The sequence below is a fragment of the Dehalococcoides mccartyi 195 genome, from assembly GCF_000011905.1.
Lineage (GTDB): Bacteria > Chloroflexota > Dehalococcoidia > Dehalococcoidales > Dehalococcoidaceae > Dehalococcoides > Dehalococcoides mccartyi.
In genome coordinates this window covers 60378-73045 of record NC_002936.3, presented here as the reverse complement: position 1 = coordinate 73045, position 12668 = coordinate 60378, and the positions used below count along the sequence as shown (strand labels likewise).

Annotated in this window: 15 protein-coding genes; all 15 read left to right on the top strand. The window is 51.6% G+C overall.

The window, feature by feature from the left end; translation table 11 throughout:
- Positions 1–110: 110 nt before the first annotated feature.
- The 15 genes from DET_RS00455 (at position 111) to DET_RS00340 (ending at position 12486) form a co-directional block, all read left to right on the top strand.
- The gene (locus tag DET_RS00455) at positions 111–2051 is read left to right on the top strand and encodes a DNA polymerase (RefSeq protein WP_010935881.1); all 1941 of its coding nucleotides are present in this window, start codon (positions 111–113) and stop codon (positions 2049–2051) included.
- Between the two features lie 80 nt (positions 2052–2131).
- Entirely contained in the window at positions 2132–2551 is a 420-nt protein-coding gene (locus DET_RS00440) for a DUF4406 domain-containing protein (RefSeq protein ID WP_010935880.1), read from the top strand.
- A 2-nt stretch (positions 2552–2553) separates the two neighbouring features.
- Positions 2554–2877, top strand: a complete 324-nt coding sequence (locus DET_RS00430) for a hypothetical protein (RefSeq protein WP_041223286.1) — start codon at positions 2554–2556, stop codon at positions 2875–2877.
- Entirely contained in the window at positions 2877–5150 is a 2274-nt protein-coding gene (locus DET_RS00425) for a phage/plasmid primase, P4 family (protein ID WP_010935879.1), read from the top strand. The genes DET_RS00430 and DET_RS00425 overlap by 1 nt, the downstream gene beginning before the upstream one ends.
- A 138-nt stretch (positions 5151–5288) precedes the next feature.
- Positions 5289–5570 (top strand): VRR-NUC domain-containing protein, encoded by a 282-nt coding sequence (locus tag DET_RS08620; protein ID WP_041223421.1) that lies wholly within the window; start codon positions 5289–5291, stop codon positions 5568–5570.
- Entirely contained in the window at positions 5551–6915 is a 1365-nt protein-coding gene (locus DET_RS00415; RefSeq protein WP_041223285.1) for a DEAD/DEAH box helicase, read from the top strand. The genes DET_RS08620 and DET_RS00415 overlap by 20 nt, the downstream gene beginning before the upstream one ends.
- Before the next feature lie 58 nt (positions 6916–6973).
- Positions 6974–7168: a hypothetical protein gene (locus tag DET_RS00405; protein WP_041223284.1), complete on the top strand. Its 195-nt coding sequence runs from the start codon at positions 6974–6976 to the stop codon at positions 7166–7168.
- Complete coding sequence (locus tag DET_RS00400) at positions 7158–7592, top strand: hypothetical protein (RefSeq protein ID WP_010935877.1); 435 nt, start codon at positions 7158–7160, stop codon at positions 7590–7592. The genes DET_RS00405 and DET_RS00400 overlap by 11 nt, the downstream gene beginning before the upstream one ends.
- Before the next feature lie 107 nt (positions 7593–7699).
- Entirely contained in the window at positions 7700–8056 is a 357-nt protein-coding gene (locus tag DET_RS00385; protein WP_010935876.1) for an HNH endonuclease, read from the top strand.
- A gap of 106 nt (positions 8057–8162) precedes the next feature.
- Entirely contained in the window at positions 8163–8714 is a 552-nt protein-coding gene (locus DET_RS00380) for a P27 family phage terminase small subunit (protein WP_041223420.1), read from the top strand.
- Between the two features lie 3 nt (positions 8715–8717).
- Positions 8718–9902, top strand: a complete 1185-nt coding sequence (metK, locus tag DET_RS00375) for a methionine adenosyltransferase (RefSeq protein ID WP_010935874.1) — start codon at positions 8718–8720, stop codon at positions 9900–9902.
- Positions 9877–11112, top strand: a complete 1236-nt coding sequence (locus tag DET_RS00365) for a site-specific DNA-methyltransferase (protein WP_010935873.1) — start codon at positions 9877–9879, stop codon at positions 11110–11112. The genes metK and DET_RS00365 overlap by 26 nt, the downstream gene beginning before the upstream one ends.
- A 130-nt stretch (positions 11113–11242) precedes the next feature.
- The gene (locus DET_RS00355; RefSeq protein ID WP_010935872.1) at positions 11243–12103 is read left to right on the top strand and encodes a hypothetical protein; all 861 of its coding nucleotides are present in this window, start codon (positions 11243–11245) and stop codon (positions 12101–12103) included.
- On the top strand, positions 12087–12317 hold the full coding sequence (locus DET_RS00345; protein ID WP_041223283.1) for a DUF4314 domain-containing protein: 231 nt from the start codon (positions 12087–12089) through the stop codon (positions 12315–12317). Before DET_RS00355 ends, DET_RS00345 begins: the two co-directional genes overlap by 17 nt.
- Entirely contained in the window at positions 12310–12486 is a 177-nt protein-coding gene (locus DET_RS00340; RefSeq protein ID WP_041223282.1) for a DUF5049 domain-containing protein, read from the top strand. The genes DET_RS00345 and DET_RS00340 overlap by 8 nt, the downstream gene beginning before the upstream one ends.
- The last annotated feature ends 182 nt before the right edge of the window (positions 12487–12668 follow it).

Below are 12668 nucleotides of genomic sequence, written 5' to 3'. Positions count from 1 at the left end.
AGCTCGTGATAAAGAGTATCACGAAAAACGAATGCGGGACTTCAAGTAAAAACTGTGGACGGCGGTAGAGAAATTCTTTACCGCCTTTCCTTATAAAAGGATGGTCAACTATGAAATCACTCTCAATAGATATTGAAACCTATAGCAGCGCCAATCTAGCCAAATCAGGTGTATACCGCTATGTCGAATCACCAGATTTCGAGATACTGCTTTTCGGTTATAGCGTCGACGGCGGCGAGGTTCAGGTCGTTGACCTTACCAGCGGGGAGAAGCTGCCCAGCGATGTTATCACCGCACTCACGGATGAAACGGTGATCAAGTGGGCATTCAACGCAAACTTTGAACGGATCTGCCTGTCTCGCTTTCTTGGACTCCCCACCGGCAAATACATCAACCCTGCCTCATGGAAATGTTCAATGGTATGGGCAGCGACGATGGGGCTGCCTCTGTCGCTGGAAGGCGTCGGCTCGGTACTTAAGCTGGACAAGCAGAAACTCACCGAAGGTAAGGATCTCATCAAATACTTCAGCCAGCCTTGTGCTCCAACGAAATCCAATGGACAGCGCACCCGGAATCACCTCTATCACGCACCCGATAAATGGTCGGCATTTAAGAAATATAACATCCGTGATATTGAAACTGAAATGTCCATTCAAGAAAAGCTCACCAGGTTCCCGGTTCAGGATAGTATCTGGGACGAATACCACCTCGACCAGGAGATCAATGACCGAGGTGTGGCGCTGGATATGACACTGGTCCAAGAGGCTATCGCAATGGATGGTCGCTCCCGTTCAGAGCTCACAACCGCGATGAAGCATCTGACGGAGCTGGACAATCCGAACTCCGTACAGCAGATGAAGCAATGGCTTGCCGACAATGGCATGGAGACCGACACGCTTGGAAAAAAGATTGTCGCCGAGTTACTCAAAACAGCACCTCTGGATCTTGCAGACGTTCTATCGCTCAGGCAGCAGCTTGCCAAGTCATCGGTTCGTAAGTATCAGGCAATGGAGAATGCGGTCTGTACCGATGGTCGCGCCCGTGGGATGTTTCAATTTTTTGGTGCCAATCGGACCGGGCGCTGGGCAGGCAGGCTTATTCAAATGCAAAACCTCCCTCAGAACCATCTGGAGGACTTGGCCGAAGCGCGTGCCCTTGTGCGTTTCGGTGATTTTGATGCACTTGAAATGCTGTACGAGGATGTGCCGGACACGCTGTCGCAGCTTATCCGCACCGCCTTCGTCCCAAAGGCCGGAGCTAGGCTAATCGTATCAGACTTCAGCGCCATCGAAGCCCGTGTGATTGCGTGGATGGCTGGTGAAGAGTGGCGACAGGATGTGTTTGCCAAGGGCGGGGATATCTACTGCGCCTCCGCATCGCAGATGTTCAAGGTGCCGGTTGAAAAACATGGCATCAACGGTCACCTACGTCAAAAAGGCAAGATTGCTGAACTCGCCCTCGGTTATGGTGGTTCCGTCGGTGCGCTCAAAGCAATGGGCGCTCTTGATATGGGACTTGAAGAGGACGAACTCCCTCAGCTGGTTGACGCATGGCGGCAAGCCAATCCGTGCATCGTGAAATTCTGGTGGGATGTGGACAAGGCCGCTATGGAGGCTGTTCGCTATAAACGCACCAACTCGACGCATGGGATCACTTTCTCCTGCCAGAGTGGGATGCTTTTCATTACGCTTCCTTCCGGCAGGCGGCTTGCCTATGTGAAGCCGCGAATCGGTGAAAACAAGTTCGGCGGGCAGTGCATCACCTACGAAGGTGTTGGTGCTACGAAGAAGTGGGAGCGACTGGATTCCTACGGACCGAAGTTCGTGGAAAACATCGTACAAGCAACTGCCCGCGACATCCTTTGCAACGCCATGCAAACACTCCAGCACTGCTCCATCGTCATGCACGTCCACGACGAAATCGTCATCGAAGCTGATCCACGGATGTCTCTGAAAGCAGTCTGTGAGCAGATGGGCCGAACACCTTCTTGGGCTAAGGGACTGCTGCTCCGCGCCGATGGCTACGAGACAGATTTTTATAAAAAAGATTGAGCCTTTTTCGTTCAAACCCGTTTTTGACCTCCATTGGGTAATAGAGGTGGACAAAAAGCCCGCCCGGATTGGAGGTCAAAATGAGCATTGATAAATTTAACAGCGAGGGTTACTACGACCCAACCGCCTACGAAGCATTGTCTGCTGTCGAAAAAGAAGAACAGGCGCTTCGGGCATTCAGGCCAATTGTCTATATCTGCTCTCCCTTTTCTGGAGATGTAGAAGGAAACGTAAAGGCTGCACAGCGCTACAGCCGATTCGCCGTGGACAAGGGCTTCATTCCCATTGCACCACATTTGCTGTTTCCACAGTTTTTGAACGAAAACATTCCAGCCGAACGCCAGCTTGGGCTATTCTTCGGCAACGCCTTAATGAGCAAATGTACAGAGGTCTGGGTGTTCGGCAGCACCATCTCAGCTGGTATGTCGGCTGAAATCAAGAGAGCCAAGTGGAAGAACTACCGCTTACGCTACTTTAATGAAAACTGCGAGGAGGTTTAATCATGTACGCTATCACAGAAAAGGAAAGAAATATCGACGGCACCACTATCACGACTTTTAGCCGTGATATATACAGCGCAAATGTTCTCGAAGTCGAAGCTGGCACCAACGGTTATAAGGGTGGAGATTCCGGCCACGGCAGCCGTACTTACTTTCGCATCGAGAACGCCGGAGGCACTGACATTGAAGCGCATCTGATTGGTCCGTATGGCACAGATGGCATAGAGGTGTCTCTTGGTGGTGACTGCGAGCTTGAAACAATCATCACCGCACTTAAATTCATCACCAAGGTACTGGAGGATGGCGCATCGGAGGTGAACGACTGATGTTCACTCTTTATCACGCCGACTTCATCGGCAACCCCGGCAACTGCTCTTATCCACACATGGTCGAGGTCATTGATGCAAGTTCTTTGATCGCAGCTGTTGGCCATGACTATGTGTGCGCTGAGTACCGGAACAGCTATCGGAATGGTGAAAACTTCATCGGTAGCAATTGCCTACCGGTGGACTGCGACAATGATCACTCAGAGCAACCGGAAGATTGGGTGCTTCCCGCCGATGTCATGGAGGCGTTCCCCGGTGTCACCTTTGCCGTTCATTATAGCCGCTACAATATGCGCGAGAAAAACGGAAAGCCCGCTCGACCCAAATACCACGTATTATTTCCCATTGACCACCTTACAAACGCGGCTTGCTACAGCGATATGAAAAAGCTGGTCAACGCCATCTTTCCGTACTTCGATACCAAGGCGCTGGATGCTGCACGTTTCTTCTTCGGAACGACCTCTCCCGAAGTTGAAATCTACACCGGCAGCATGAACTTGAGCGAGTTTCTGGAGGGCGAAGAGTTCGATACTGATATGGCAGGTGGCCATCGTTCCACTCAAGTTATACCAGAAGGAAGTCGAAACGCCACCATGTCCCGCTTTGCCGGTCGGGTCATCAAAAAATACGGTGACAGCGACGCCGCTTTTCAGTGCTTCTTAGAGGAAGCCGCAAAATGCTCACCTCCGCTCGAGGAAGCTGAACTTATGACCATCTGGCATAGCGCCCAGCGCTTCTTTTCAAAGGTACAGCAGCAGGACGGCTATGTTTCTCCGGAGGTCTACAACGACCCGACGTCCTATATGCCGGGCGATTTCTCCGATGTAGGACAGGCAGAGGTGCTAGCGAAATACTTCTCTGGTGAACTACGGTATTCACCGGCTACGCACTTTATCCGTTACACCAGCCATTACTGGCAAGAAAGCGAACCGGGCGCACAGGCAGTCGCTCATGAGCTGACCCGCCGCCAATTGGAGGAAGCCACAAAGGATCTGCAGTCAGCGATGCGACTGCTGACGGAAAATGGTGCTCAAGATATCCTCGAAAATGCCTCAAAGGCAAAGGCTGAGTCGCTGATGAACGAAACACAGCTCGAAGCTTATCGGGCCTTCCTTTCAGCCAAGGCATATCAGTCCTTCGCCATTCGCAGACGAGACTCAAAGAATATTACCGCGACGCTGAAGGAATCCCGTCCAATGCTTGAAATCTCGCCGCGTGATTTAGATGCAGACTGCTTTCTTCTTTGTACGCCTGCTGCTACTTACGATCTACGCAAAGGGATGACAGGAGCCAGAGAGCATTCACCTGATGACTTCATTACGAAAATGACCTCCGTTTCGCCCAGTTCCAAGGGTGAACAGATCTGGCAGAACAGTTTGGGCCTCATCTTCTGCGGCAATCAGGAGCTAATCGACTATGTGCAAATGATCTGCGGGCTCGCTGCCATTGGCAAGGTCTATGTGGAAGCTTTGATCATTGCCTATGGTGGTGGACGCAACGGCAAATCCACCTTCTGGAACGCCATCTCCCGTGTGCTTGGCCTTTATAGCGGCAACATCTCTGCAGACACTCTGACGGTTGGATGCCGCCGAAACATCAAGCCGGAAATGGCCGAGGTTAAGGGCAAGCGCCTGCTAATCGCTGCCGAGATACAGGAAGGCGCTCGGCTCAATGACTCCACCGTCAAGCAACTCTGCTCAACCGATGATGTGTTCGCCGAAAAGAAGTACAAGGACCCGTTCAGCTTCACGCCCTGCCATACGCTGGTACTCTATACTAACCACCTGCCAAAGGTCAGCGCTTCTGATGACGGGATCTGGCGCAGATTGGTTGTTATACCCTTCGACGCCAAGATTGAAGGTAGCAGCGACATCAAGAACTATGGCGAGTACCTCTATCAGAACGCTGGCGAGAGCATTCTGGCATGGGTGATTGAGGGTGCCAAGAAGGTCATTGCGCTGGATTACAAAATTCCTGTGCCGGTGTGCGTGCAGCAAGCCATAACGGAGTACCGGTCGCAAAACGACTGGTTTGGCCATTTTCTTGAGGAGAAATGCGAGCTTGATGCAAGCTATCGAGAGAGCTCCAGTTCACTTTATCGGGCGTATCGGAATTACTGCGTTGACACAAATGAATATATCCGCAGCACGACAGACTTCTATTCTGCACTGGAGGCTGCTGGGTATGGCCGTATCAATGTCAAAAACAAGCGGTTCTTTGCAGGGCTGAGGCTTAAGATCGATGACGGAGATTTTGAGGATTTCTTGAATTAATTGGCTATGGGTTAACCTCGATTAAGGTCATATACAAAAAGTCTCTATAGGACTAAAAAAATAGCTCTAAGAAAAGTTTTATATATGACATGCATCGAGGTTAACCCATCCATAAAAATCCTGATGGAGAGAATGAAAATGAGAGAAAAAGCAATCGAACGAAAACTGGTTATGGCAGTCAAAGCTGCCGGAGGCATTGCACCAAAGTTCACGAGTCCTGGATTTGACGGGATGCCTGACCGCATCGTGCTTCTACCGGGTGGTCACATCGCTTTTGTTGAAGTTAAAGCTCCAGGCGAAAAGCCCAGACCACTTCAGCTGGCAAGGCACAAATTATTACGCGTGCTTGGCTTCAAGGTTTATGTCCTTGATGACGAGCAGCAGATTGGAGGGTTTCTTGATGAAATACGAACCACATAACTACCAGATATACGCCACCCGCTACATCGAGGAGCACCCCATCTCCGCTGTTTTACTCGATATGGGTCTTGGCAAAACGAGCATCACACTGACGGCGCTGAACGACCTATTGTTTGACAGCTTCGAGGCACACCGCATTCTGGTTATTGCACCACTACGAGTGGCACGGGATACATGGCCTGCTGAAGCAGATAAGTGGGATCATCTCCAGAACCTCATCTGCTCCGTTGCAGTCGGCACTGAAGCAGAGCGTCGTGCGGCCCTTATCAAACCCGCTGACATCTACATCATAAACAGAGAAAATGTCCAGTGGCTTATTGAAGAAAGTAAGCTGCCATTCAACTTCGATACACTTGTGGTTGACGAGCTATCCTCCTTCAAGAATTATCAGGCTAAACGCTTCCGGGCTCTGATGAAGGTGAGGCCCAAAGTCAAGCGTATCATCGGCCTCACGGGTACCCCTTCCGCAAATGGCCTCATGGACCTCTGGGCTGAGTTCAGGCTTCTGGATATGGGTGCCCGCCTCGGACGGTTTATCAGCCACTACCGACTGGATTACTTCCAGCCAGATAAACGTAACGGACAGGTCATCTTCAGCTACAAGCCTCTATCCGGAGCGGAACAACGCATCTATGACAAGATCTCCGACATCACCATTTCCATGAAGTCTACCGACCTTTTGAAAATGCCGGAGTTGGTCAGCAGCGAATACACCGTCCGCCTCTCTGATGAGGAGCGCCAGCGTTATGACGAGCTGAAGCAGGATCTCGTCTTGCAACTCCCTGACGGAGACATCACCGCTGCAAATGCTGCTGCGCTCACCGGAAAGTTATGCCAGCTGGCTAATGGTGCGATCTACACGGACGATGGCGACACCTTCACTATCCATGACAGAAAACTGGATGCACTTGAGAATATCATCGAAGCGGCCAGTGGCAAGCCGATTCTTGTGGCTTACTGGTTCAAGCATGACCTTGCCCGCATTACAGAGCGTCTACAAAAACTCCATATCCCGTTCTCCAAACTGGACAGCGCCGACAGTATCCGAAAGTGGAACGCTGGCGAATTACCCGTAGCACTGATCCACCCCGCCTCTGCCGGTCATGGTTTAAACCTGCAGAGTGGCGGTTCCTGTATTGTTTGGTTCGGGCTGACCTGGTCACTAGAATTATATCAGCAGACCAACGCCCGCCTGTGGCGACAGGGGCAAAACGCTGAAACGGTTGTGGTGCAGCACATTGTGGCCAAAGACACCATCGACGAGCGGATTCTGAAGGTGTTATCCAAGAAGGACAGCACTCAAGCCGCCTTGATAGCTGCTGTAAAGGCCGACCTGCAAGTCTGAGACAATCAATGACAATCCGTGCCAATCCGAGATAAATAAAAATCCGGAGGTACAGATTATGGACCCTTATCAAGAATTAGCAAACGCCATCGTGCTACAAGCGGTCAAGGACTACCGGCTGCACGACAATGAGCAGGAGCTTGCCAGCATCGAACGCTTCTTTCGTTCTGATTGGTTTAGTGTCCTGACGAATGTTGATCCGGAAATACTCATCACCAAACTGAGAAAGGAAAAGGTGCGTTATGAATACTAAGACCTACCTTTCTCAGGCGCGTTATCTGGACATGCGTATCAAGTCCAAACTCCAACAGGTTGATTCACTGAATGATCTGGCAACGACCTGCACGTCTGTCATGACTGGTATGCCAAGAAACCCCAGCGGTTCAACCTCCCGCATGGCTGATGCCATCTGCAAGATCGTTGATCTCCAGAATGATATTAATCATGACATCGACATGCTGGTTGATCTCAAGAAAGAAATCATGAGTGTCATCAAGGCTGTGGTGAATCCGGAGCACCAGACCTTACTGGAGAAGCGTTATCTCTGCTTCCTCTCTTGGGAGAAGATTGCGGTGGATATGGGCTATGACCTTCGCTACATTCATAAGCTCCACACCAGGGCACTGGATGACTGCAGAATTCCTGCTCCCAATGAAGTAGACACAAAAAGACACTGAAAGACACGTGCCACTCCTGATATCATTATAATCAGGAAGAAAGAATCTAAGAGAGCCTTGCGGGAGCAATCCCGCAGGGCTTTTCTTGTGCCCAAGGAGGTGAACCCATGCCATATAAACCAAAGCGTCCCTGCGCCTACCCCGGCTGCGGTCGGCTCGCTGAGCGTGAGCAATACTGCGCCGAGCATCAAAAGGTCGTGGACAAACAGTACAACCAGTACGAACGAGACCCTAAGTCCAACAAACGCTACGGCAGAAGCTGGAAGCGCATCCGTGACCGCTACATCAAGTTGCATCCCCTCTGTGAGGAGTGCGATAAGCAAGGCAAGCTGACGCCTGCCGAGGAGGTCCACCACATCCTCCCGCTCTCCAAAGGCGGTAGCAATGAAAAGAGTAATCTGATGGCTCTATGTAAATCCTGTCACTCCCGAATTACTGCTGAAAGTGGTGACCGGTGGGGGTAGTCAAATCTCTAAAACTATTCAAAACGGACAGCGGCGTGGGGCTTCGTGTTGAAAAACGCAGTTTCAAAGGGTTGAATAGCCCAAGTTAAAAAGGAGTGTGATGAATATGGCGAAAGACGGCACCTGTAGAGGCGGTGCCAGAGTCGGTGCTGGCGCCAAAAAGAAGCCTCTCGCCGACAAAATATCCGCCGGTAATCCGGGCGGCAGGAAGCTGACGGTGATGGAGTTCACTGACGCGCCTGCGCTTGAAGGTTGTGAAATGCCGGAACCGAACAAGATGCTGTCGGCAGAGCAAAAGGACGGTACGACGCTTGCCGCCGCTGAAATATATAAAAACACATGGACATGGCTCAATGCACGAGGCTGCGCTGCACTCGTTTCTCCCCAGCTACTGGAACGTTACGCTATGAGCGTGGCGCGCTGGATTCAATGCGAGGAAGCGGTGTCAAGTTTCGGCTTTTTGGCGCGGCATCCTACTACCGGCAACGCTATCCAAAGCCCGTATGTGGCGATGGGACAAAACTACATGAGTCAAACAAACCGCCTGTGGTATGAGATTTTCCAGATCGTGAAGGAAAACTGCACCGGCGAATACAGCGGCTCGAATCCGCAAGATGACGTTATGGAACGGCTTTTGACCGCCCGGAGAGGAAAATAAAATATGACTACTTACAAAACCGCCGAAAGTGTATGCATGGGGCACCCGGATAAGCTGTGCGACCTCATCGCCGACAGCATTCTGGATGCCTGTCTCAGAAAAGATAAATCCGCTCGCGTCGCCTGCGAAGTAATGGCGACCAAGGGAAAAATCATCGTTGCGGGCGAAATCACCTGTGACGGCAAAGTTGATATCCGTTGGGAGGTGCGCGAAGTCCTCCGAAAGGTCGGCTACAATCCGTGGAAGTTTACTGTCTTTGTGTTCGTCCACAAGCAGAGCGCCGACATCAGCGCAGGAGTGACCACTGCGCTCGAAGCCAGAAATGGCAGCGAGGAACGTTATGCTTCCATCGGCGCTGGCGATCAAGGCACCGTTTACGGTTACGCCACCAACGAAACCCGCGAGATGCTGCCGCTCCCTCTGGTGCTGGCGCATCGTATCTGTAAACGCGTAGATACCGTCCGCAAGGATAAAATCGTGAAAGGCATTCTGCCGGACGGCAAGGCGCAGGTCACGGTCGAATACGAGGATGAAAAGCCGAAGCGTGTAAAAACAATCGTGGTTTCCGTTCAGCATGAAGCCAGTAAGACACAGGAGCAGCTTTATTCGGATATCAAGCAGAATGTTCTCTGGCAGTGCTTTGAGGACTTCCCGTTTGATGATGATACTGAAATCTTCGTCAATCCCTCCGGCAGATTTGTTGAGGGCGGTCCCGCTGCTGACACTGGCTTGACTGGTCGAAAGATGATGGTGGACACCTACGGAGGGCTTGCTCTCCACGGCGGAGGAGCGTTCAGTGGCAAAGACCCAACGAAGGTCGACCGCAGCGGCGCTTATATGGCGCGGTACATCGCAAAGAATATCGTCTGGAGCGGCCTCGCGGATAAATGCGGAGTCGCTCTTTCTTATGCCATCGGAAAGGCTGACCCCGTGGCTGTGGACATCGACACATTTGGCACGAGCGCTCTTTCCAACGAGACTCTGCGTGAGATTGTGATGTCCGTGTTCAATCTGCGTCCGGCGGCAATCATCGAAAAGCTGGTCTTGCGTAACGCCATCTACGAGGACACCGCGACTTACGGGCACTTCAATTCCTGCTTGTTCCCGTGGGAGGATACCAGCATGAGGCTATACAACGAACTAAGAAAGGCGGCTGAAGCGTATGCAGATAGAAAAACTGAAAATTGAGCAGCTTATCCCGTCTGACTACAATCCACGTAAAGACCTGAAGCCCGGTGATAATGAATACGATAAGCTAAAGCGCTCCATTGAACAATTCGGATACGTCGAGCCGGTCATCTGGAATAAGGCCACCGGACGTGTCGTTGGCGGACATCAGCGTTTGAAGGTGCTCATCGATATGGGCATCACCGAGGTGGAGTGTGTCGTCGTCGAGCTGACGGAGACAAAGGAAAAGGCGCTCAATGTGGCGCTCAATAAAATATCCGGCGATTGGGATAAAGATAAGCTGGCGCTGCTCATTGCTGACTTGCAAGGTTCCGATTTCGATGTTTCGCTAACGGGCTTCGACCCGTCCGAACTGGATGACCTATTCAAAAGCAGCATCAAAGATGGTCTGCACGATGACAATTTTGATGTTGATGAGGAGCTCAAGCAGCCGCCGGTAACTAAGCTCGGCGACCTCTGGACACTCGGTCGGCATCGGCTGGTCTGCGGAGACAGCACCAAAGCAGAAACCTTCGCCGTCCTTTTGGATGACCGCAAAGCTAATCTGGTCATCACAGACCCGCCTTATAATGTAAACTACGAAGGCAGCGCCGGAAAAATCAAGAACGACAACATGGCAAACGATGCTTTTTACAATTTTCTGCTGGCAGCTTTCCAGAACACCGAGGCGGTTATGGCGGATGACGCCAGCATATACGTTTTCCATTCCGACACCGAAGGGCTGAATTTTAGAAGAGCCTTTTCGGATGCCGGTTTTTATTTGTCCGGTTGCTGTATCTGGAAAAAGCAATCGCTGGTGCTGGGGCGTTCTCCGTATCAGTGGCAGCACGAGCCTGTGCTCTACGGCTGGAAGAAAAGCGGCAAGCATCAGTGGTACAGTGGGCGCAAGGAAACGACCATCTGGGAGTTCGACAAACCAAAAAAGAATGGCGACCACCCGACAATGAAGCCTATCCCGCTGCTGGCTTATCCTATTATGAACAGCAGCATGACAAATACGCTGGTACTCGATCCCTTCGGTGGATCAGGCTCCACGCTCATGGCCTGTGAACAGGCCGACCGCTCCTGCGCCACCATTGAGCTTGACGAGAAGTTCTGCGATGTTATCGTGAAGCGGTATATAGAGCAGGTCGGTGCGGCGGAGAAGGTATTCGTCCAGCGTGACGGACTGACCTACTCCTACGCTGAAGTGGCTGTAAAATCGGACTGAATCACACAAGCGCCGCCGCTTCTATTTGGTACATTTACATCGCGGAATTGTCTTGCTATTTACAGGCTTTAGAGTGATATATGTACGTACAAAAGCCGAAGCATCGGCTCAAAGAAAGGCGGCAGACACTATGAAAAACAAGGATTTTGAACTCAGGTACAACCTGACCGGCAGCGACCGCAAGCGGCTCGTAACAGCGATTGCGGAGATTTTGAACAGCCCTGCAAAGTACAAAGGCGCTCCTTCCTTCACCTATGAGGTGGACTACTTCACCATCGACAAGAATGGCACGATCAGCTTCGACGACCGCGCTGACAGCGAGGAAATCGAAAAGCTCATCGAGAGGCTGCACGAGCAGGGCTTTGAAGCGGAAACGCGCTTCGAGGATTTGAGAATGACCGAGGCAGAAGAACTGGGGCTTGGCAGACAGCACCGCGACCCGGTTGGCGAAGATGGCATGCAAGCAAGCGACGTACCGGACGAGAGCATCGGGCTGGTGATTGAGATGCCCCGCTCCTCCTTTACCGACACTGCGCTCGAAAATCTCAAGCGGTTGGTGGAAAGCAAGAAAAGCCTCATAAGCAAGGCTCTCGGATGTCAAGACATCGACATTGACATTGTTGATGAGAAGGTACGGTTCCCGTGGTTTGAGGACGGCACCGACCCAGACGCGGTCAAGGCATACACACTTTTTATCACAGCGCTTTGCGAGATGGCAAAGACTCAAAAGCGCGTTACCGCAAAGGAAAAAGATACGGACAATGACAAGTATGCATTTCGCTGCTTCCTGCTCCGTTTGGGCTTCATTGGTGATGAGTACAAGGCGGCGCGAAAGATACTGCTCCGCAACCTTTCTGGAAGCGGCGCATTCAAGAGCGGAAACCCGAAGGTGCAGGAACTGGTCGAGTGCATCAATGCAGACGCCGGTCTCTATGATGACGTGATGAGCCTGCAGGACAAGGAGGTGTCTGACGATGAGGTTTCCAAGTAAGGAGCTGGTAGAGAGCCTCCGCAAGCGTTACCCGGTTGGGTGCCGTGTGGAGCTTGTCCGAATGGACGACCCGCAAGCACCACCAGTTGGCACCAAAGGCACCGTGCGCGGCGTGGACGACATCGGCTCGGTCATGGTGGCATGGGACAATGGCTGCGGCCTGTCCGTGGCTTACGGTGAGGACGCCTGCAAGGTGGTGAACGTCGATGAGTGAAACGGTCAAGAAGCAGATTCTCGCCATCCGCGACACTGGGCTGACGAATATGTTAGATATCCGCACGGTGCAGCACATCGCCAACGACAGGAGCTTCTACGAGCTGGTGGTGTATCTGGAGGAGCATCGACGCGAATACGCGCATTTCATTCTCACCGGCGAAGCGTAAACTACACAATTCCGGCGGCGAAATTCGCTGTAAAGATCGTATAGTTTATGCCGGTATATATCGCATAATTGCCTTGCTATAGAATTTGCCTTGGCTGTCTTTTTCCTGCCCATATATTCATAATAACAAACCGCAAAATACATATATTAGTTGTAATTAGCATTGGTAAGAGCATATAATTA